At 65.7% G+C, this 21035-nt stretch carries 19 protein-coding genes; 11 read left to right on the top strand and 8 right to left on the bottom strand.

Annotated features, from left to right (window positions below):
• Positions 1 to 33: 33 nt before the first annotated feature.
• Positions 34 to 1176: an NAD-dependent epimerase/dehydratase family protein gene (locus ACGFK1_RS10115; RefSeq protein WP_393428122.1), complete on the top strand. Its 1143-nt coding sequence runs from the start codon at positions 34 to 36 to the stop codon at positions 1174 to 1176.
• Here the strand turns inward: ACGFK1_RS10115 and ACGFK1_RS10110 are convergent.
• From ACGFK1_RS10110 to ACGFK1_RS10090, 5 genes are all read right to left on the bottom strand, one after another.
• Complete coding sequence (locus ACGFK1_RS10110; protein WP_393428121.1) at positions 1138 to 2376, bottom strand: glycosyltransferase; 1239 nt, start codon at positions 2374 to 2376, stop codon at positions 1138 to 1140. The genes ACGFK1_RS10115 and ACGFK1_RS10110 overlap by 39 nt on opposite strands.
• 3 nt (positions 2377 to 2379) lie before the next feature.
• Positions 2380 to 3654 carry a hypothetical protein gene (locus ACGFK1_RS10105; protein ID WP_393428120.1) on the bottom strand — a complete coding sequence of 425 codons (1275 nt, stop codon included), beginning with the start codon at positions 3652 to 3654 and terminating at the stop codon, positions 2380 to 2382.
• Complete coding sequence (locus tag ACGFK1_RS10100) at positions 3623 to 5503, bottom strand: ATP-binding protein (RefSeq protein WP_393428119.1); 1881 nt, start codon at positions 5501 to 5503, stop codon at positions 3623 to 3625. Before ACGFK1_RS10100 ends, ACGFK1_RS10105 begins: the two co-directional genes overlap by 32 nt.
• A 160-nt stretch (positions 5504 to 5663) precedes the next feature.
• The gene (locus ACGFK1_RS10095) at positions 5664 to 6185 is read right to left on the bottom strand and encodes a 2'-5' RNA ligase family protein (protein WP_393428118.1); all 522 of its coding nucleotides are present in this window, start codon (positions 6183 to 6185) and stop codon (positions 5664 to 5666) included.
• A gap of 3 nt (positions 6186 to 6188) precedes the next feature.
• Positions 6189 to 6464, bottom strand: coding sequence for a DUF1876 domain-containing protein (locus ACGFK1_RS10090; protein WP_393428117.1), 276 nt, complete (start codon positions 6462 to 6464; stop codon positions 6189 to 6191).
• Between the two features lie 96 nt (positions 6465 to 6560).
• Here ACGFK1_RS10090 and ACGFK1_RS10085 point away from each other — a divergent pair, with 96 nt between their 5' ends.
• The 4 genes from ACGFK1_RS10085 to ACGFK1_RS10070 all read left to right on the top strand — a co-directional run bounded on the left by ACGFK1_RS10085 (position 6561) and on the right by ACGFK1_RS10070 (position 10649).
• A complete protein-coding gene (locus ACGFK1_RS10085) occupies positions 6561 to 7268 on the top strand; it encodes an alpha/beta fold hydrolase (RefSeq protein WP_393428116.1) in 708 nt (235 codons plus the stop codon).
• 74 nt (positions 7269 to 7342) lie between these two features.
• Complete coding sequence (locus ACGFK1_RS10080; RefSeq protein WP_393428115.1) at positions 7343 to 8881, top strand: arylsulfatase; 1539 nt, start codon at positions 7343 to 7345, stop codon at positions 8879 to 8881.
• On the top strand, positions 8882 to 9778 hold the full coding sequence (locus ACGFK1_RS10075; RefSeq protein WP_393428114.1) for an HAD family hydrolase: 897 nt from the start codon (positions 8882 to 8884) through the stop codon (positions 9776 to 9778). It begins immediately after the preceding gene.
• The gene (locus tag ACGFK1_RS10070) at positions 9771 to 10649 is read left to right on the top strand and encodes a formylglycine-generating enzyme family protein (protein ID WP_393428113.1); all 879 of its coding nucleotides are present in this window, start codon (positions 9771 to 9773) and stop codon (positions 10647 to 10649) included. The genes ACGFK1_RS10075 and ACGFK1_RS10070 overlap by 8 nt, the downstream gene beginning before the upstream one ends.
• A gap of 73 nt (positions 10650 to 10722) precedes the next feature.
• Here ACGFK1_RS10070 and ACGFK1_RS10065 read toward each other — a convergent pair whose 3' ends face one another.
• Positions 10723 to 11169 (bottom strand): SRPBCC family protein, encoded by a 447-nt coding sequence (locus ACGFK1_RS10065; RefSeq protein WP_393428461.1) that lies wholly within the window; start codon positions 11167 to 11169, stop codon positions 10723 to 10725.
• 78 nt (positions 11170 to 11247) lie between these two features.
• On the opposite strand from ACGFK1_RS10065, the gene ACGFK1_RS10060 reads away from it, so the two are divergent.
• Genes ACGFK1_RS10060 through ACGFK1_RS10050 form a run of 3 tightly spaced genes read left to right on the top strand, consistent with a single transcriptional unit; the run spans position 11248 to position 14111 of the window.
• On the top strand, positions 11248 to 12018 hold the full coding sequence (locus ACGFK1_RS10060; protein WP_393428112.1) for an SDR family NAD(P)-dependent oxidoreductase: 771 nt from the start codon (positions 11248 to 11250) through the stop codon (positions 12016 to 12018).
• Positions 12015 to 12845, top strand: a complete 831-nt coding sequence (locus ACGFK1_RS10055) for an SDR family NAD(P)-dependent oxidoreductase (RefSeq protein WP_393428111.1) — start codon at positions 12015 to 12017, stop codon at positions 12843 to 12845. The genes ACGFK1_RS10060 and ACGFK1_RS10055 overlap by 4 nt, the downstream gene beginning before the upstream one ends.
• 9 nt (positions 12846 to 12854) lie before the next feature.
• Positions 12855 to 14111 (top strand): AI-2E family transporter, encoded by a 1257-nt coding sequence (locus ACGFK1_RS10050; protein ID WP_393428110.1) that lies wholly within the window; start codon positions 12855 to 12857, stop codon positions 14109 to 14111.
• On the opposite strand, the gene ACGFK1_RS10045 is transcribed toward ACGFK1_RS10050, so the two are convergent.
• Both ACGFK1_RS10045 and ACGFK1_RS10040 read right to left on the bottom strand, forming a co-directional pair.
• A complete protein-coding gene (locus ACGFK1_RS10045; RefSeq protein ID WP_393428109.1) occupies positions 14086 to 14889 on the bottom strand; it encodes a dienelactone hydrolase family protein in 804 nt (267 codons plus the stop codon). The two genes, ACGFK1_RS10050 and ACGFK1_RS10045, sit on opposite strands and share 26 nt — an antisense overlap.
• Before the next feature lie 8 nt (positions 14890 to 14897).
• Positions 14898 to 15575: a DUF4245 domain-containing protein gene (locus tag ACGFK1_RS10040; RefSeq protein WP_393428108.1), complete on the bottom strand. Its 678-nt coding sequence runs from the start codon at positions 15573 to 15575 to the stop codon at positions 14898 to 14900.
• A 55-nt stretch (positions 15576 to 15630) separates the two neighbouring features.
• Between ACGFK1_RS10040 and glpX the strand changes: the two genes are divergently transcribed.
• The 3 genes from glpX to ACGFK1_RS10025 are packed head-to-tail and all read left to right on the top strand — an operon-like array spanning position 15631 to position 20901.
• Positions 15631 to 16659, top strand: a complete 1029-nt coding sequence (gene glpX, locus ACGFK1_RS10035; protein WP_393428107.1) for a class II fructose-bisphosphatase — start codon at positions 15631 to 15633, stop codon at positions 16657 to 16659.
• Positions 16660 to 16685: 26 nt separating this feature from the next.
• Entirely contained in the window at positions 16686 to 18110 is a 1425-nt protein-coding gene (locus tag ACGFK1_RS10030) for a class II fumarate hydratase (RefSeq protein ID WP_393428106.1), read from the top strand.
• Positions 18111 to 18165: 55 nt separating this feature from the next.
• Complete coding sequence (locus tag ACGFK1_RS10025; protein ID WP_393428105.1) at positions 18166 to 20901, top strand: ATP-binding protein; 2736 nt, start codon at positions 18166 to 18168, stop codon at positions 20899 to 20901.
• Positions 20902 to 21035 lie beyond the last annotated feature (134 nt).

Below are 21035 nucleotides of genomic sequence, written 5' to 3'. Positions count from 1 at the left end.
GTTAAGGGCTCGAAACTGTAACACGTTTCATTTATGCTTCGCGGCATGGGCGATTCAACGTTGACGACCGCTTTGGGCCGTGTGCTCGTCACGGGAGGGTCCGGCTTCGTCGGAGCCAACCTGGTGACGGAACTGTTGAAGCGCGGGCATCACGTCCGCTCCTTCGATCGGGCCGCGTCCCCACTGCCCGCGCATCCACGCCTCGAGGTGATCGAGGGCGACATCTGCGATGCGCAAACCGTGGCGGCCGCGGTCGAGGGCGTCGACACGATCTTCCACACCGCGGCGATCATCGACCTGATGGGCGGGGCGTCAGTCACCGACGAGTACCGGAAACGCAGCTTCGCGGTCAACGTCGACGGGACCAAGAACCTCGTGCACGCCGCGCAGGCGGCAGGGGTCAAACGGTTCGTCTACACCGCATCCAACAGTGTGGTGATGGGCGGTCGGCGGATCTCCGGCGGCGATGAGACCCTGCCCTACACCGAACGGTTCACCGACCTGTACACCGAGACCAAGGTCGTCGCCGAGCGGTTCGTCCTGTCGCAGAACGGCATTCGAGGGTTGTTGACCTGCTCGATCCGACCCAGCGGCATCTGGGGCCGGGGCGACCAGACCATGTTCCGCAAGGTGTTCGAGAACGTGCTCGCCGGTCACGTCAAGGTGCTGGTCGGCAACAAGAAGGTCAAGCTCGACAATTCGTACGTGCACAACCTGATTCACGGATTCATCCTGGCCGCGCAGCACCTGGTGCCGGGAGGCACCGCGCCCGGCCAGGCGTACTTCATCAATGACGGTGAACCGATCAACATGTTCGAGTTCTCCCGGCCCGTGGTCGAGGCCTGCGGGCAGCCGTGGCCGACGTTGTGGGTGTCCGGGCGGCTGGTGAAGGCCGTGATGATGGTGTGGCAGTGGTTCCACTTCCGGTTCGGCCTGCCCAAGCCCCTGCTGGAACCCCTTGGGGTGGAACGGCTTTACCTTGACAATTACTTCTCGATCGCCAAGGCACAACGCGACCTGGATTATCGGCCGCTGTTCACCACCGAGCAGGCGATGGCCGAGTGTCTGCCGTACTATGTCGACCTCTTCCACCAGATGAAGGGCGCGCGGTCGCCGGTACCCGCGTACCGGAAGACCTCAGCCGCCACTGAGTTCGAGAGTGCGGTGTTCGAATAGGTCCGCGCCGCGGGCCACTCCCCCGGTGGCCTCGGACCCGGCCGCTACGCGCTTCGCGCCGTCTGTCATGGTCATTGCTTCCTGCACTTTGGCGAGCAGCCGATTGACCGACAGTTTCTTGGCGGGAAGCCGGGTGCCGCACCGTGCCACCTCGGCGCGGCGCGCCACCTCGAATTGGTCACGTCCATACGGCACCACACACACCGGTACGCCCCGGGCCAGCGCCTTCTGGGTGGCGCCCATCCCGCCGTGGGTGACTGCACACGCTGCACGCTCCAGCACGAGTCCGTGGGGGACGAAACGGCAGACCGTGGCGTTCGGCGACTCCGGTAGTCCCTCCGAAAGCCCGGCGGGCGCGGTGGCGACAACGTGCACCGGTTCGTCGGCCAACGCGGCTATCGCACTGGTGATCAGGTCGGCGTCGGCCTGTGCTTCCGACGACGTGGTGACCAGAACAATCGGCTGGTCGATGGAATCCAACCAAGCCGGTTTGGCATCGAGCCCCAGTTCGAGTACACAAGGGCCGATCATGTGAACCGTGTCGCCCCACTCGGTGTGCGGATATTGGAACGGCTTGCCGCTGGCGATGAACATCTGCGGTGCGCTGCGCAAAAACTCGTCCACGGACGCCGCAGGCCGCAGGCCGACATCGGCTCGTATCGCGTTGATGGACGGCAACATCGCGTGCTCGATGGTGCGCAACAGCGTCACTCGTACCGCAGCGTCGCGCAACTCTCCCAGCACTCCTGGCAGGGGTTTGAGACCGAGCCCGAACGGCGGCACGCCACGTGAACGCAGCGGGGGCGTGTACGGGGACAAGCATGCCCATGGCACACCACCGGCCTCGGCGGCCGACAGTGCGCCCCAACAGTTCACGTCCACCAGCAGAGCGTCCGGGCCCACCTGTCCGACCGCGTCTGTGAGGTCGGCGACCTCATGCACCGCACGTTTAGCGAACACCGCGACGGACAGCTTCAGCGCTGCAAGGGAATTGGTGGCCTTGTAATCGTCATGATGGATGTCCTCGATCCGCGGGTCGATCGCAGCCGCGCTGAAGCCCAGACGTTCGGCTTGCTCGACGCCGGTGGAAAGTGTGCGCACGTGGATTCTGTGACCACGATCGGACAATTCTGACAACAGTGCACCGATGGGCAACAGGTGCCCGAGCGCAGGTGACGTGTACGCCAAAATCGTTGCCATCGCTCAGCCTGTTCCGCGCCTGACCGGCGTCATTTCGTCCAGCATCCGACGCGCCTCCGCGAGGCGACCTCTGGCGTCGACCTCGTGGCAGAGCGCGAGGTACTGCGCCGCCAGTTCGGCCGAGCGCTGCGACCGCCCCTCGGCCCTCGCCAACAGCGCACGGCACTTCAACCACCAGAGGTCCAGTGCAGGCGAGGCAGGTCGACAAGCCCGCCACTGGTCGACGATCCGATGCGCTTCGACGAGGTCGTCGCCGGTTCCTCGGTCGACGAGAAGTTCGACCAGCACCTCGCACGCACAGCTGACGAAAACCAGAGAGCCACCGGCCATCTGGACTGCCACGGATTCGCGGAGGTCCGCGATCGCCTCGTCTCGTCGGCCCTTGCGGGCAGCATTCATCGCGAGGTCAGGCGTAACAGTTGCCAGCGCCAGTGTCCAAACCCTGTGTTTGAGGATGCCGGCGCGAGCGCGTTCGAGCACAGCGATCGCATCGTTTCGGGACGGCTTGCCCGAGCGCAGCAGCGCAGTGCCATAGGCCCACTGCGCCGCGATGATCCCGAAGATGTCACCGAACGCCTCGGCGCGCCGCACGACCTCGTGCATTTCGTCCACCAGTTCGTCGGTTGCGTACGTGCCGAAGGCCGCCAACAGGGCTACCCAATACGACAGCGCCGCAGCATAGTTGACGGGCGGCAACACCCGGGCCTCGTCGGTTCCCTTGCGCAGGCTTCGTCTACCCCGCTCGTGGTCGCCGAGACAGATCTCGATCACACCGCGCAATGAATCAGCAACGGAGTTCTCCACGATCAACCGCTCGTGCGGAAAAGCCTGGATCACATCGATGACCTGTAGCGCGCCATGGAAATCACATGTGGCGAACCGCGCATACGCCACCGCGATCAGGATGATGCTCTTCGTCTGGACGTCGCAGTCGACCTTGTCGAAGACCCGGTCGACGTCCGACGCCAGCGCGGCGGCTTCCGGCACGCGGTTGTCATTGACACAATACGACCAGATTCGACCGGCTGTTCCGATCGCCAGCGACGTCATGTCGCCGATTTGCGTTGTCAAGTCGCGGAGTTCGCGATATTGCGCATCAGCATCGGCCGTCTCGCCCACGAAGAATGTTGTCGATGTCAGCAATGTGCGCGGCGCGATCCGCATGGCGATGACATCGCCGTGGTCGTCGGCCAACCGATCGGCGATCAATCGCGCGCTCTCCCACTGTGCGCGGGCAGCGGCTAGATCACGGGGTCGAAGCCATTCCGCCGCGCGCATGTGCCACTGGTAGGCCGCCGCCAACCGGCCTGCCGCCTCCAGATGGCGGGCGATCAGTGCTGCGTTTTCGTCGACTGCGGTCGGATCGCGAGCCTCGGTCGCGGCGGCCAGTCTGCTGTGGGGCATCCATTCGGGCCGAGCTCAACTGTGACTCGTAAGCGACCGCACGGACCAACGGGTGTCTGAAGCAGAAGCGTTGGCAAGGAGTGAATTCCGTTTGGTCGATCAATTCCGCCGACACCAACACGGCCAACTGATCGGGCCGGACCTCTCGCCGCAAAACGCGAAGCGATTCGAGATCGAACTGGCTGCCGATCACCGCTGCGGCGTTGAGCATGGATTTCGCTTCACCGGGCAACCGATCGATGCGGGCGGCGACTACTGCCTGCACCGTGCCAGGGACCGTGATCTCGGCGACGTCCTCCTGCAGGCGGTAACGGCCGCGACCGCCTGAAAGCACGCCGCGCCCCGTGAGGTCACGGACGATCTCCTCGATGAAGAAAGGATTGCCGGCTGCTGCAACTGCGATCCGTTCGGCCAGCCCGGCCACTGACTGATGGCCGCCGAGTAGCTGGTCGATCATGCGCACCGCCTCCGAGTCCGGCAGCGGTTGCAGCGTCACCTTCTGATCCGGGCTGTGACTGAGGGTGCCGTCGAACTCCGGCCGATACGTGGTCACCAGCAGCGAGTCGGTCGTGGTGAGCCCGGCAGCGAATCCGGCAAGGACGCCGTCGCTTGGCTCGTCGATCCAATGGGCGTCCTCGAGGAGGAGAACCGTGCGAGAGGGCCGCTCGAGAACCGCCAGCCTCATCAGCTCGACCAGGCGGCGACGACGCCCGTCGACGCCGACCTGCAGAGCAGACGCGTCGGGATCTCCGATTCCCATGGCGTCGAACAGGATCCGGGCGTCGGCCGAGTCCGGGCGCAGGAGCCCGTCGTACTGGGCGATGGTGTGCTCGCGGCCCTCGGCGTCGGTCATCCCGTCCACCTCGAACAAGGTGCGCAACAGGCGCGACAACGCGCTGAAAGCCACCGTGGCGGTGTGGGCTTCGCAACGGCCGAGGACGACGTCAGCGCCGCGGCCGGCAGCAATCGTGGTGAACTCGTTGATCAATCGGCTCTTACCCAGACCGGGGGCACCGACCACCGCGACAAAGCGTCCGTCGGCGGCGTCCAGAGTGTTCTCGAGGCACTTCAGCTCGGCATCGCGTCCGACCATCATGCCTTCGTTACGGCCCAACACCATCCGGTCGGAGCCGACGGCAAGCAACGCTCTCGCGGGTACGGGCTCGTCAAGGCCTTTGACAGCGACCCGCTGCACCGGACCCTGTTCAGCGGCGCCCATCACGAGGTTGGCCGTCGAAATCGAGCAGAGGACGCCGCCTGCGGTTGCGGCGGCCTCCATCCGTTGCGCCATTCCGACGGGATGGCCCACCGCGGTGTATCTGCCCGGTCCTGACCCGATCTCGCCAACGATGACGTCGCCGGAATTCAAGCCAACGCGAATCTCGAGCGCAACACCGTCTCGGCGAAGGACATCGGCGGCAAGATCTTTCGTGACCGATTGGATTTCCAGCGCGGCGATGCATGCGCGCAGTGCATGGTCCTCGAGCGCAACCGGGGCACCGAACAGGGCCATCAACCCGTCGCCGGTGAATTTGTCGACGGTGCCCTGATAGCGCTGCACCACTGCTGCCGCGCGGTTGAACAGTTCGTTCATGATCGCTTGGAGTCGCTCAGCGTCGAGCGTCGCTGCCAGCCTCATGGAGCCGACAACGTCGGCGAACAGCACGGTGACTTGCTTGTGCTCGCCGGTGGCCGATCGCGGCGCGACCGGGGTTCCGCACACATCGCAGAAGCGCGCTATCGAACGCAGGTCGCTACCGCACGACCCGCACTGAACAGTGCCTCCGCTGCCAGAACTGAGCATCCCCCGGTTTCTCCTGCGTCAATAACATGATCGCCTACCAACCGGAAATGCGGCCGCTAACCGATGAAATGTGGACGCGTCACGGCAGGTCCGGCAACTGGCTGAGCTCTCCTGTCGCGCTGTTCACCAAGGCCGCGTGGTCCAACCTGGCCTGCAGGGGCAGCACGTCCATCACCGCCGCCACCACCGATGGCAGCGAAGACAGCGTCGCGCGCGGCGCCAGCGAGCAGTGCGGCAGCCACACGCCCGGCCGGTAGTGCTTGTGCAGTTCTGCTCCGGTGCCGATGACCGCCTCGACGACCCGCTGCTGGCGGGCGACGAGGTCGGCGCTCACGCCTGCCAGCAACCAGGCCCTGCCGCGACGAAACAGCCCCACGCCGTCGAAGTCGAGGTCGACAGCGTCGCCGTGCAGGCCCGCCAGGGCGGTCGTCACCGCAGGCAGATCCCACTGGCGCAACACCACGTATGACACATGTGGCACATGCCTGCCGTGGGTGTGCGACCGCAGGGTGCCGACGCCCTGCTCCTCGATTCGGTCCCACAGCGCACGGACTGCCCGCTCGGATCGCCGGTCGAACAACAGACAGACGGCCAGGGCCACGGGTCAGCGATACAGGTGCACCGGTTGGTGCGTGGCCTGCTCGATCCGCGACGACGCGCGTTGCAGCAGTTCGGTGCCCAACGCGATCAGCCCGCGCGCCGCGGCGATCTCCTCACCGATCATTGGCTGACTGCTGTCCTTCGGATTGCGAAAGGCGTCGCCCAACGCGGTCACCGCCTCATCGCCGCACCGGCCGTGCACCGTCGCATGTGTGTGGGTTTCGTCCTCGTCGAAGTCGATCTCGACGCGCCACTTGTTGCTCAAATCCTTGTCATACATGGCCATCACCTTCCGGCTACCAGGGTGCGCCTGATCCGGGCACTTCGCACCGAAACCGCACACCGGCCCGCATCGAGCGGGCATCGTTGTCCGGCGATGGTTCATTCCCGCTTCGCCACCAACGGCGACGCCCGCATTCACTACCTCGACTCGGGCGGACACGATCGCGGCGCACCCATCGTCTTCGTTCCCGGCATGACCGACATCGCCGAGGACTACGTCGAGATCCTGCCTCTGCTCGGACGCAGGACCATCGTGGTGGAGCTTCGCGGCCACGGCCGAAGCGATGCGCCGGAAACCGGCTACGACCTCGACACGCTGCGTGACGACGTCGGCGCGGTGGTCGATGCGGTCACCGACGGGCCTGTGCATGTGATGACGTTCTCCCGCGGCACAACATATGCGATCGCGTGGGTGCTGGCCAATTCGAACCGGGTGCGCTCGCTCGCCATCGGCGATTACGTGCCTGCTGAGATCGTGCTGCCCGACCCGCATGTGCACCGATTGCTCGACGGCCGGTGGCGCGGCACACCGGTGCGCGACCGGCTCGACCATGCCGCCGCCGTCAAGACGTTCCGCGAAGCGAGAGGCAGGTCGTTCTGGGCAGAATTGTCGGCACTGCAGCCGCCGATGTTGGCGGTGCGCAGCCCCAACAGCCCGTTGATCGACGACGCCGCGTGGGCCCGCTACCACAGCGCATTTCCGTCGGCACAGCTGCACGAGTTCGTCGACTCACCGCACGACATCTTCCGCCCCGACCGCGGCAGGTATCCACGGCTCGTCTGCGAACTTACGAATCGCTGAGTCGTCGGCCAAACCGCCGTCGCAGCGCGCGCCAATCCCTAGGCTCAACACCGACGTCAATTGAAGGAGCCGCCATGCCGGACGGCAAGCCGAACATCCTCGTCATCTGGGGCGACGACATCGGCATCACCAACCTGAGTTGCTACAGCGACGGCCTGATGGGCTATCGAACGCCGAACATCGACCGCATCGCCAACGAGGGCATGCGCTTCACAGACTCTTACGGTGAACAAAGCTGCACCGCGGGCCGGTCCGCCTTCATCACCGGACAGAGTGTCTACCGCACGGGGCTGTCCAAGGTCGGAATGCCGGGGGCCGACGCCGGCCTTCAGCCGGAAGACCCCACCATCGCCGACTGTCTCAAACCGTTGGGCTACGCGACGGGCCAGTTCGGTAAGAACCACCTGGGCGACCTCAACAAGTACCTACCGACGGTGCATGGCTTCGACGAGTTCTTCGGCAACCTCTATCACCTGAACGCGGAGGAGGAGCCGGAACAGCCGGACTATCCCACCGCCGAAGAAGCTCCTCTCATGCGCAACGCTTTCCTGCCGCGGGGCGTCATCCATTCGTGGGCCACCGAGGAGGACGACGATGAAGTGCATGAGCGCTGGGGCCGCGTGGGCAAGCAGCGCATCGAGGACACCGGTCCGCTGACCAAGAAGCGCATGGAGACCATCGACGACGAAACCACGGCCGCCTGCGTAGATTTCATCAGGCGGCAGGTGCAGGACAGCACGCCGTTCTTCGTGTGGATGAACACCACGCACATGCATTTCCGGACGCACACGAAACCGGAGTCCGTGGGACAGGCGGGCCGCTGGCAGTCGCCGTATCACGACACGATGATCGATCACGACAAGCATGTCGGCCTGCTACTCGACACCCTTGACGAATTGGGCATCGCCGAGGACACGATCGTCATCTACAGCACCGACAACGGACCGCATGCCAACAGCTGGCCAGACGGCGCGACCACGCCGTTCCGGAGCGAGAAAAACACCAACTGGGAGGGCGCGTTCCGCATTCCGGAGGTGATCCGCTGGCCTGGCAAGATCCCCGCCGGTGTGGTGTCGAACGAAATTATCCAGCATCACGACTGGTTTCCGACGTTTCTGGCCGCGGCGGGAGAACCCGACATAGTCGAGAAGCTGAAGAACGGCCACAAAGTCGGAGACAGGGAGTTCAAGGTCCATCTCGATGCCTACAACATTCTGCCGTATCTGACCGGCGAGGCCGACAAGAGTCCGCGGCAAGGCTTCATCTACTTCTCTGATGACGGCGACGTCCTTGGCCTGCGGTACGAGAACTGGAAAGTCGTTTTCATGGAGCAACGGTGCGAAGGCACGCTGAAGATCTGGCAAGAGCCGTTCACGCCGCTGCGGGCGCCGAAGATCTTCAATTTGCGCACCGACCCGTTTGAGCGCGCCGACATCACATCGAATACCTACTACGACTGGATGCTCGACCGTGTGTATCTCGCTTTCTATGCCGGTGCGGTCGTCACGCAATTCCTCGAGACGTTCAAGGAATTCCCACCGCGGCAGGAGCCGGCGTCGTTCACCATCAGCAATGCCGTGCAGAAGCTGCACGAATTCCTCGCGAAGGATTAGATGCTCGAGTCATGGAACGACGGGGCCGCGAAGTCGGCGATCGTCGACTTTGTCGGTCGAATAACCACCCACGGCGGACCGGATTACATTGAGCCGCATCAGCGCATCGCCGTGTTCGACAACGACGGCACGCTCTGGTGCGAGAAGCCGATGTACATCCAACTCGACTTCCTGATCCGCCGGTTCGTCGAACAAGCCAAAGCCGACCCGTCGTTGCGTAATCAGCAGCCGTACAAGGCGGCGTTCGAGGGCAACCTGAAATGGTTCGGCGACGCGGTGACCAAGCACTACCAGGGCGACGACTCAGCCGTCAAACCCCTTGTCGGAGCCATCCTCACAGCCCATCACGAAATCACGGTGGAGGAACACGCCGGCCGCGTCCGCGCATTCTTCTCCGACGCCGCGCACCCCACACTGAAGCGGCCGTACACGTCGTGCAAGTACCGCCCGATGGTCGAGTTGCTTCGTTATCTCGAGGCGAACGCCTTCACGAACTACATCGTCTCGGGCGGCGGCCGTGACTTCATGCGTCCGATTACCAGTGCGATGTATGGGATTCCGCCAGAGCGGATCGTCGGAAGTTCCGTCGGCCTCGATTATCGTGACGGGAATCTCTATACGACTGCGCAACCAGAATTCCTCGACGACGGGCCGATGAAGCCGGTGCGGCTGTGGAGCAGAATCGGACGCAGGCCCATTCTCGCCGCGGGCAACTCCAACGGTGACATCGAGATGCTGGAGTTCACCCGCGGCTTGCGACTGATGGTCTTGCACGACGATGCCGATCGCGAATTCGATTACACCGCAGGCGCCGAGAAAGCGCTGGCGCAGGCAGAGAGAGACGACTGGACCGTGGTCAGCATGCGCGACGATTGGACGACCGTCTTCAGTGACTAACGAACTGGTGCAGATTCCCGCGCAGAAGGCTGCGCTGGGATCCGAGATGCACTACGCCGAGGAAGGCCCGGTACGGATCGTCGACGTCGGCGGCTTCGCGGTCCAGACGCATCAGGTGACAAACGCCGAGTTCGCCGAATTCGTCGGTGCCACAGGGTATATCACTGTCGCGGAGCGTCCGGTGAACCCGGCCGACTACCCCGGCGCGCCCGCGGAGAACCTGCAGCCGGGGTCGATGGTGTTCACCCGCACCCGCGGTGCCGTCGACTTGCGGCACCTGAACCTGTGGTGGACGTGGACGCCGGGCGCATCGTGGCGGCATCCGGTCGGGCCGCATTCGTCGATCGACAAACGCGTCGACCACCCCGTCGTGCATGTGGCCTATGAGGACGCGGAGGCGTACGCGACGTGGGCCGGGCTCGCGCTGCCCACCGAAGCGCAGTGGGAGACGGCGGCGCGCGGCGGTCTCGACGGCGCGACGTATACCTGGGGCGACGAACCCGAAGCTCCCGGCCAACGGCTGGCCAACTATTGGCACGGCGATTTCCCGTGGCGGCCTGACCGCGGCTACGGCCGCACCACCCCCGTCGGCACGTTCCCCCCAAACGGCTACGGGTTGGCCGATATGGCGGGCAACGTCTGGGAGTGGACAACCGACTGGTACACCGACAGCCGCTCAGGTGAGCCCTGTTGTGCGGCAGACAGTTACGATCCCCGTCAACCGCAGTTCCAGGTACCGCGCAAGGTCGTCAAGGGCGGCTCGTTTCTGTGCGCCGACAACTACTGCCTGAGGTACCGCCCCGCGGCGCGCAGGCCGCAACCGGTCGATACGGGCATGAGCCACATCGGCTTCCGCTGCGTGAGGCGCTGAGGCATATCCGCCGAAACTGCGTTCCAGCAGCGAAAGTGCGAGAACACGCCTGCTGGAATACCGTTTCGGCGAATCAGGATTCGGCGGCCTTCTTGATCGCGGCCAGCGTCGCGGGAATCCCGGTCCTCGCCGCTTCGGTGCGGCTCTCGATCTGCGCGTCGGCATCGGTGCCGTATCGCTCGCGGAAGCCGGCGATACCGGCGGGCAGAAACTCCCACGACTCGGTCAGCTTCGTGCCATCTCCCTGCGACTCGAAGGTGTAACCCCAACGCGTCCAGCCATTGTTGACCTCCCACGCGAACTCGCGACCGGGTTCGGCCGCCACCACCTGGCAGCGCGTCTCCCATGTCCGCTCGGGCAGTTCGTTGCGGCCGGTGAACCAGGCGCCGACGCGCGGGCCGTCACCGTCGTCCCACCAGCAGGCCCGGCATACCGGGCTCCACTCGCCCATCCTGGTCACATCCGACACCAACGCGTACAACTCGTCGGGCGGCACGGCCACGGAAATCGACTCGGACATCTTCAAATCGCTCACCCCACGAGTCTGCCGTACCGCTAAGTTGGAACGCGTTCTAGCCTTCGTGAAAGGGCTCACCGGATGACCGACGGTAATCACCGGAACGCGGTCGTGGTCGGCGGCGCGTCCGGCATCGGCTTGGCGACGGCCCAAGCGCTGGCGGCCCAGGGCGACCACGTCACCATCGCCGACCGCAACGCCGAGGGGGCACGAGACCGCGCCGCCGAACTCGGGCAGCCCGCCGCGTCCGTCGACGTCACCGACGAGGATTCGGTGCAACGACTCTTCGAGCAGACCGGCCCCGTGGACGTCGTCGTCAACTGCGCGGGCTTCTCCAACGTCGGCCTGATCACCGATATGCCTGTCGACCAATTCCGCGACGTCATCGACGTCTGCCTCACCGGCGCGTTCATCGTCGCCAAGCACGCGGGCCGCAACCTGCGCCCCGGCGGCGTACTGGTATCGATCAGCTCGCTCAACGGCCGCCAGCCCGCGGCGGGCATGAGCGCGTATTGCGCGGCCAAGGCGGGCCTTTCGATGCTCACCCAGGTTGCCGCGCTGGAACTCGGCCCTAGAGGTATTCGTGTCAATGCCGTGGCGCCGGGCTTCGTCCGCACCCCACTGACCGAACCGGCCGCCGCGGTGCCAGGGGTCGTCGAGGAGTACCTGGAGAACACCGCGCTCGGCCGCGCAGGTACGCCCGAGGACATTGCGGGCGCCGTGCTGTACCTGTGCTCGCCCGCGGCGTCGTGGCTGACCGGCGAGGTGCTCGACCTCAACGGCGGTGCGCACCTCAAGCGCTACCCCGACATCCTCGGCCATGTGCAAAGACTGGCGGAAGCATCGCAATGAGCCTGGCCAGCAAGCAGGCGATCGTCACCGGTGCGGGCTCGGGCATCGGCGCTGCGCTGTGTCGCGCCCTTGTCGACGCGGGTGCCACGGTCGTGTGCACCGATATCGACGGCGAGGCCGCGGCACGCACCGCCGCCGCACTTGGCGCCAACGCCATGGCCGCACGCCTCGACGTCACCGACGCGGCGGCGGTGCAACACACCGTCGACGGTGTCGTCGATCGCGCGGGCCGATTGGACCTGATGTTCAACAACGCAGGCATCGTGTGGGGCGGCGACACCGAACTGCTGACGCTGGATCAGTGGAACGCGATCATCGACGTGAACCTGCGCGGCGTCGTGCACGGCGTCGCTGCGGCCTATCCGCTGATGGTGAAACAGGGGTTCGGACACATCGTCAACACCGCGTCCATGGCGGGCCTGACCGCCGCTGGGCAGATCACCAGTTACGTCGCCACCAAACACGCCGTCGTCGGATTGTCGTTGGCACTGCGCTCGGAAGCGGCCGCCCGCGGGGTCGGTGTGCTCGTGGTGTGCCCGTCCGCCGTCGAGACGCCGATCCTCGACAAAGGTGCGGTCGGCGGCTTCGTCGGGCGCAACTACTTTCTCGAGGGACAGGGCGCCAAGACCGCTTACGACCCGGATCGGTTGGCGCGAGACACGTTGCGCGCCATCGAAAAGAACAAAGCGATTCTGGTCAAACCCCGACTGGCACACGCCCAGTGGCTGTTCGCCCGGCTCGCACCGACCCTAATGAACCGGGTTTCGATCGGCTTCATCGAAAAGCAGCGTGCCAGCCAGGGCACAGGATCTTCGCAGCTGAGCTAGCGTCACAGCATGGATACCGAGTTCACGCTGACACAGAAGCGTGCACTGGCCGTCGCGACCGTCGTCGCCCTTTTGTTCGGCGCCTACTTTCTACGCGGCTACTTCATCCTCATCGTGGTGGCGGCGGTGGCGGCGTATCTGTTCACACCGCTTTATGACTGGCTGAACAAGCGATTCGGCTCAGGATTGTCCGCGACGGTGACCCTGCTGGCCGCGATCGCCGCGGTGGTGCTGCCGTTGAGCCTATTCGTGATGCTGGCCGTCGTTCAGATCACGAACATGGTCGAGCGGGTGGCGGAGTGGGTGGGCCGGACGGACCTGTCGACCATTGGCGATCAAGCGCTGCGGTTCGTCAATGACGTGCTGCACCGGGTGCCGTTCATCAACGTGACGGTCACGCCGGACTCGCTGCGCGGTTGGATGGCCACCGCCGCACAGAAGATCGGCGAATGGCTGCTGGGTCTCCTGCAGGGCGCGGCGGGCAGCGTGTTCGGCGGAGTGACGGCGGCAATTCTGTTTCTGTACGTGTTCCTGTCGCTGTTGACCAACCGCGACAAAGTGCTCGTGCTGATCCGCCGCCTCAACCCTCTCGGCGAGGACATCACCGACCTGTACATGTCGAAGATGGGCGCGATGGTGAAGGGCACCGTGATGGGCCAGTTCGTCATCGCGGTATGTCAGGGCGTCGCTGGGGCAGCGTCGATCTACATCGCCGGCTTCCACCAAGGCTTCTTCCTGTTCGCGGTGTTGCTGTCGGCGCTCTCGGTGATCCCCCTCGGCAGCGGCATCGTCACGATCCCGTTCGGAATCGGAATGATCCTGTTCGGCAACGTATTCGGCGGCGTGTTCGTGATCGCGTTCCACCTCATCGTGGTGACCAATATCGACAACTTCCTGCGGCCGATCCTGGTGCCGCGCGCGGCCCGGTTGGACTCGGCGCTGATGCTGCTTGCCGTGTTCTCCGGCATCGCCATGTTCGGCGCGTGGGGCATCGTGATCGGTCCGGTGCTGATGATCGTGATCGTCACCACGATCAGCGTCTACCTCGCGGTGTACAAGGGGGTGCCGATGGCCACCCCCGAAGACGACCAAAAGCCAAGGCAGCATGGGCTTCCCGGCTGGCTGGCCCGCCTCACCGGCAAGAAGACACCGCCAAAAGCGCCTGCCGAGTCAGGCGCTCCCCCGCCTAATTCGAGCGCAGGCGCTCCCCCGCCTAATTCGAGCGCAGGCGCTCCCCCGCCTAATTCGAGCGCAGGCGCTCGGTGAGGAATTGGACCACGCGCTTGCGCGCCTCGTAAGCGGGGTGTCCGTCCTGCTCACGCACCTCAAGCGTCAGCACCGAGTGGGCCATCTTGCCGAAGCCGTGTTCGTTGCCCTTCTTCGAATCGATCTCGATGACCTCGAACGCATCGCCGAGACGAGCCTTGAGGGTCTTGAAACGCTCACCCGGTGACAGCGGGTCTTCACTGAATCGCAGACCCAGCGCGCACAAACCGTCGTTGGCGGCACGCTGTTCGATGACCTTGAGTTCACCCTCGGACATGCCGGGATCGCGCTTCATCTTCGGCGTCAACGAGATCGGCGCTGACGGTTGGCTCAGTACCGGCGCCAACACACTGTCGTCCACCGCGGCCGCGAGCGCGAAGCCGCCCGTGAAGCACTGCCCGATCACGCCGACGCCCTTGCCGGGCGTCCGCTCGTTGAGGTCACGCGCAAGCGCACGCAGGTAATGCGCCACCGGGCGGTCGGCATTGAGCGCAAAGCCGGCGAATTCCCTCGAGATACAGGTGCGCATCATGACGGGAATCGCACCCGGCCTGACCGCCGCAGCACCCGGGGTGCCGAACAGTGACGGGCATGCCACGGTGAAGCCGTTGTCCACCAGATGATTACCGAGCCCGATCACCTCCGGAGTCATCCCTGGCAATTCCGGGATCAGCACGACGCCTTCGCCGTCGCCCTTCCGATAGACGTCGTGGGTGTAGCCGGCCGCCGAGAACGGCGCGGCGGTCCAACCGGTCAAGTCTCCTTGCGGCGCGGTCATCGAGTCCCCTACTTGGCGGCAAGCGGCGAAGCGGTCTGCGTCGCCGCCGCCAGCGTACGGTACTCAGCCGTACCCGCGGCTCCTGTTATCGCGATCTGGGCCGGGCCGCCGGGACCGGTGAGGCGGGTTGTCCACACCGGCTCGGCCGGCTTGCCGTCGTCGGGCGCACCCTCGTAGACCACCCACTTGACACCGTCGACGTCCTGGGTCCCGGTCGGGTAGACGTCGGAGTCGATCGAGGTGACCAGCTTGTCCTCGTCGGCATTGCTCTGCGTCAGGCTGATGTACATCCCGCTGGGTGCGAGGTATCCGACGGTGGAACTGACCGCGCGGCTGCGCTGGTTCGACAGCGGGTCGGTACGGCCTCCCTCGATGCCCTTGCGGCTGCCGGAGTTGGCGTGCCAGCCATCCGGCAGCTTCGGCAACCGGATCGGGATCTTCAGGGCGTCGGCGTCGGCCTGCAGTGCGGCAGGAGCGTCGTAATTCGGCGCGGGCCCCTTGCCGGGCCCGTTGGGGGCAAACGAGCACATCCCCAGCACCCCGGCCAGCACGATACAGGCGATCACCAGCGGCGCGATCGACCAGAACATGTCCCGGCCGTCCTGCAGGAGCCGCGGCTTGGCAGGTTTGGGGGCCGGAGCTGGTTGGCCGGCAACATCTGGACCGGGCAGCGGCTCCGTCGTCATGGTCGCCAGTATCCCAGCTCCCAATCCACGACCCGCTAATGGGAGAATCTGCACCATGAGCCCCTCGCGCGGTGAAGCCCCGGATCGCAACCTTGCCCTCGAACTCGTCCGCGTCACCGAGGCCGGCGCCATGGCGGCGGGCCGCTGGGTGGGTCGCGGCGACAAGGAAGGCGGCGACGGCGCCGCCGTCGACGCCATGCGCGAGCTGGTGAATTCCGTCTCGATGCGCGGCGTAGTGGTGATCGGCGAGGGCGAGAAGGACAACGCGCCCATGCTGTACAACGGCGAAGAGGTCGGCAACGGCGACGGGCCCGAATGCGACTTCGCCGTCGACCCGATCGACGGCACCACGCTGATGAGCAAGGGCATCAACAACGCGATCTCGGTGCTGGCGGTGTCCGAGCGCGGCACCATGTACGACCCGTCGGCGGTGTTCTACATGAACAAGATCGCCGTCGGGCCGGACGCGGTCGACGCCATCGACATCACCGCGCCGATCGGCGAGAACATCCGCCGGGTGGCCAAGGCCAAGAGCGTGTCGGTGTCCGACCTGACCGTCTGCATTCTGGACCGGCCGCGGCACGGGCAGTTGATCGCCGACGTCCGGGAGGCAGGCGCCCGATGCCGGCTGATCTCCGATGGCGACGTCGCGGGCGCGATCTCGGCGTGCAGGCCCAACACCAGTACCGACATCCTCGTCGGGGTCGGCGGCACGCCGGAGGGCATCATCGCCGCCGCGGCCATCCGCTGCATGGGGGGCGCGATCCAGGGTCAGTTGGCGCCCAAGGACGACGACGAACGGCAGAAGGCACTCGATCGCGGCCACGACCTGGACAAGGTGCTGTTCACCGAGGACCTGGTGTCCGGGGACAACGTGTTCTTCTGCGCCACCGGTGTCACCGACGGCGATCTGCTCAAGGGCGTCCACTACTACGGTGGCGGCTGCACCACGCAGTCCATCGTGATGCGCTCCAAATCGGGCACCGTGCGAATGATCGAGGCCTACCACCGGTTGTCGAAGCTCAACGAATACTCTGCCATCGACTTCACCGGCGACAGCAGCGCCGGCTACCCGCTTCCGTAAAAACACCTCACCGTAAGGATCAATTTGTGAGCGTCGACTCAGCGAAGTCCGAAGACGTCGAGTACCGCATCGAGCACGACACCATGGGCGAGGTCCGGGTGCCCGTCGCCGCGCTGTGGCGTGCGCAGACCCAACGGGCCGTGGAGAACTTCCCGATTTCCGGCCGCGGCCTTGAGCGCACGCAGATTCGCGCACTCGGTCTGCTCAAGGGAGCCTGCGCGCAGGTGAACAAAGACCTCGGGTTACTCGCCCCGGAAAAGGCCGACGCGATCATCGCCGCGGCCGCAGAGATCGCCGACGGCCTGCACGACGATCAGTTCCCGATCGACGTCTTCCAGACCGGATCGGGCACCAGTTCCAACATGAACACCAACGAGGTGATCGCGAGCATCGCCGCGTCCAACGGCGTGACCGTGCACCCCAACGACGACGTCAACATGTCGCAGTCGTCGAACGACACCTTCCCCACCGCAACTCATATCGCAGCGACGGAAGCCGCTGTGCGCCATCTGATTCCGGCGCTCGAGGTGCTGCACGAATCACTGGCAGGCAAGGCGCGGCAGTGGCGAACGGTGGTGAAGTCGGGCCGCACCCATCTGATGGACGCTGTCCCAGTGACGCTCGGTCAGGAGTTCTCCGGCTACGCCCGCCAGGTGGAAGCGGGGATCGAACGGGTCAAGGCCACGCTTCCCCGGCTGGGCGAACTCGCCATCGGCGGCACGGCTGTCGGCACCGGACTCAACGCGCCGAAGGACTTCGATACCCGGGTGGTCGCCGTGCTCACCGAACAGACGGGCATCGCCGAATTGAAGGTCGCCGCAAACCATTTCGAGGCTCAGGCCGCGCGCGACGGACTTGTCGAGGCGTCGGGGGCGCTGCGCACCATCGCCGTGTCGCTGACCAAAATCGCCAACGACATCCGGTGGATGGGTTCGGGGCCGCTGACCGGGCTTGGCGAGATTGCGCTCCCCGATCTGCAGCCGGGTAGTTCCATCATGCCGGGCAAAGTCAATCCGGTTATCCCCGAGGCGGTTACGCAGGTCGCCGCGCAGGTGGTCGGCAACGACGCGGCGATCGCATTCGGCGGCGCGTCAGGCGCCTTCGAGCTCAACGTGTACATCCCGATGATGGCCCGCAACCTGCTGGAGTCGTTCAAGATCCTGACCAACGCGTCCCGCCTGTTCGCGGAGCGCTGCATCGACGGGCTGGTTGCCAACGAGGATCGGCTGCGCGAGCTCGCAGAATCGTCACCGTCGATCGTGACGCCGCTCAACTCGGCCATTGGTTACGAGGAAGCCGCGGCGGTCGCCAAACAGGCGCTGAAGGAGAAGAAGACCATCCGTCAGACGGTGATCGACCGGGGTCTGATCGGCGACAAGCTGTCGCTCGAGGAACTCGACCGGCGACTCGATGTCCTCCAAATGGCCAAGGTCAAGCCGGGCGACGCCTAACAGCACTTGCACGCGGCCCCGCGGTAGCTAACATTCCTCGAGGATGATCGCGGGCATGGCCAACCGCCCCGCCGAGCAGCATGCTCTCGGCACGTTCCTTGATGCCGCCACCAGGATGCCGTCGGCACTGCTGTTCGACGGCGAGGCGGGAATCGGCAAGACGACCCTTCTGACCGCGGCCCTAATCAGTGCGCGTGGGCACGGCTTCAGGGTGTTGTCCACCCGAGGCGCGGAAGCCGAATCGGTGCCGGCGTATACACATCTGGCCGACCTGCTCGTCAACGTCGATGCGGACACCTGGGCCGACCTGCCCACTCCTCAGCGGGCGGCGATCGACCGGGTGATGACGCGCGACCTCACTACCGGCGTCGTCACCGACCAGCGGGCGGTGGCGGCCGGCTTCTTGTCGGTGGTGGATCGGCTCAGCGACGACGGTCCCCTGCTGCTCACCATCGACGACCTGCAATGGCTGGATCCGTCGACCGTGCATGTGATCGGGTATGCGGCGCGTCGCTTGTCGGATCCAGTGGGCCTGCTGGCCACCGTCCGCACCGAACCGGGCAGCAGCCACACCACGTCCTGGCTGCAGCTGCCGCGACCCGACGCAGTTCAGCGGATCACGGTGCATCCGCTTCCGGCCAGGGCGCTGGAAACCGTGATCGGGGATGAGTTGGGCCGGCCGGTACCGCGCACGGTGATGACGCGCATCAACCAAATGTCGGCCGGAAACCCGCTCTACGCAATCGAATTGGCGCGGGCCTTCGTCGACAACACAGGTGAGGAACTGCCCGGCTCATTGGCCGAGTTGGTTCGCGCCAGGATCGACGGCCTAGAACCCGCAGCACATGAGGTGCTGCGGGCGGCCGCGTGCATGGCCACGCCAACGGTCGAAGTGGTGGGCGCGGCGACCGACGTGGACCAGGACCGGCTGATCGAACTGCTGGAAGCCGCCGAGCGCCACGGCGTCGTGGTGATCGAGGGAAACCGGATCCGGTTCACCCACCCATTGCTGGCAAGTGGCGTCTACGCCGCCGCCTCGCCGGCGAAGAGACGCAACATGCACCGGCGCCTCGCCGCCGTCGTCGACGAATCAGAGCTGCGCGCACGGCATCTCGCATTGGCGGCGACCACAGGTGACACCGAGACCCTGGAGGCACTCGACAACGCCGCAGCGACCGCGCATGCCCGCGGCGCACCCGCCGCCGCCGCGGAACTGCTCGAGCTGGCGATCGGCCTTGGCGGCGACACTCCGCAGCGACGAGTCCAGTTGGCGGCGCACTATTTCGACGCCGGCGACCCGGCACGGGCGCGGACGCTGCTGGAACGTGCGATCACGGGTATGCAACCCGGATCGGTCCGCGCACAGGTGCTGTACACGCTGGCGGTGGTGCGCTTCATCGACGACGGCTACCTGGAGGCGTCCGAGTTGCTTCGGCAGGCGCTCGACGAGGACACCCTAGGCGGACCCGCCCAGGTGCGGATGGCGACCACGTCGGCGTATGCGCTGTTCATGACCGGCGAGCCGGATGCCGCGTGGCGCCGCGCCGAAGAGGCGGTCGCGCTCGCCGAAAAGCTTGGTGCGCCTGGGCTTCTCAGCGAGGCACTCGGGGTACGGGCGACGATACAGTTCTTCGTCGGGGGCGGGATCGACGAACCGAGCCTGAGACAGGCGCTCGAGCTGGAAGACCACGACTCGTTCATGCCGATCATGCTTCGACCCAGCGTCGAACATGCGCTCATCCTGGCGTGCACCGGCGACCTCGACACCTCCTACGAGCGGTTACGGACCATCGAGCGGCGCTGCACCGACAAGGGTGAAGAAGGCGAACTTATCTTCGTCGACTTCTACGTTGTGGTGAACCGGATCTGGCGAGGGGATATGGCCACGGCCAACCGGCTGGCCGCGCAGGTGACGGAACTGGCGCAGCAACTGGGTGCGGAATTCCCGGCGATGCTGAGCCATGTCTTGCGGGCGTGGCTGGCGGTGTACGCCGGCGCCGAAGCCGACGCCCGGTTGGCGGTCGCCGAGGCGATCGACGCCTGCAAGCGCAGCGGCACCGCGTGGCACGAGGACTGGACGCTGACCGCGCTGGGATTGCTGGAGGTATCGCTCGGCAACTACGGCGCCGCGGTGGACGCGCTTCAGCCGCTGCTGTCGCGGCACGTGCCCGTCTCCACCGAGCTGAACGCGGCGGCTTTTGCACCCGACATGGTGGAGGCGCTGACCGCGTTGGGCCGCGCCGACGTGGCCGAACCACTCGTGCAGGCGCTGGAGCGCAACGGCCGCAGACTCCACCGGCCGTGGATGCTCGCGGTCGGCGCACGCTGCCGGGCCATCATCCTCGCCGCCCAGGGTGATCTGGACGGGGCCGTGCAAAGTGCCCGCGCCGCGATGATCGAACATGAACGGCTGCCCATGCCGTTCGAGCGGGCCAGGACTCAGCTGCTGTTGGGCCAACTGCTGCGGCGCCAGCGGTCGGACGCGACGGCCGTCCTCAACGGTGCGCTGGCCACGTTCGAAAAGCTCGGCACCGTCCTATGGGCGGATCGGGCCCGTGCCGAAGTGGCGGGCGCCAAGCCAAGGACTCGAACGCAGGAAGGCCTCACGCCCGTCGAGCAACGGGTCGCCGAGCTCGCTGCGTCGGGAATGACCAATCGCGACGTGGCGGCACAGCTGTTCGTCAGCGCCAAGACGGTCGAGGCGACCCTTGCGCGCGTGTACCGCAAGCTGGGCATCCGCTCGCGCGCGGAGCTTGGCCGGCACATGCATACCATTCGCGACAATGGGTAATTATGCGTTTGCGGATGTTGCCAGCTGGGGGCTCCTGACCTAGGTGGCGCAAAAAGTAGACCGATCCGCGGTTAGCTGGAATCCTTCTACTGTGCCAAGGGGAGTTGGCGTGCAAAGCCGTCCGACGGAGAGCC

It is taken from the genome of Mycobacterium sp. NPDC048908 (genome assembly GCF_043197955.1).
Classification (GTDB): domain Bacteria; phylum Actinomycetota; class Actinomycetes; order Mycobacteriales; family Mycobacteriaceae; genus Mycobacterium.
Note: the sequence above shows the minus strand (reverse complement) of the source record. Positions and strands in the feature narration are given on the sequence as shown.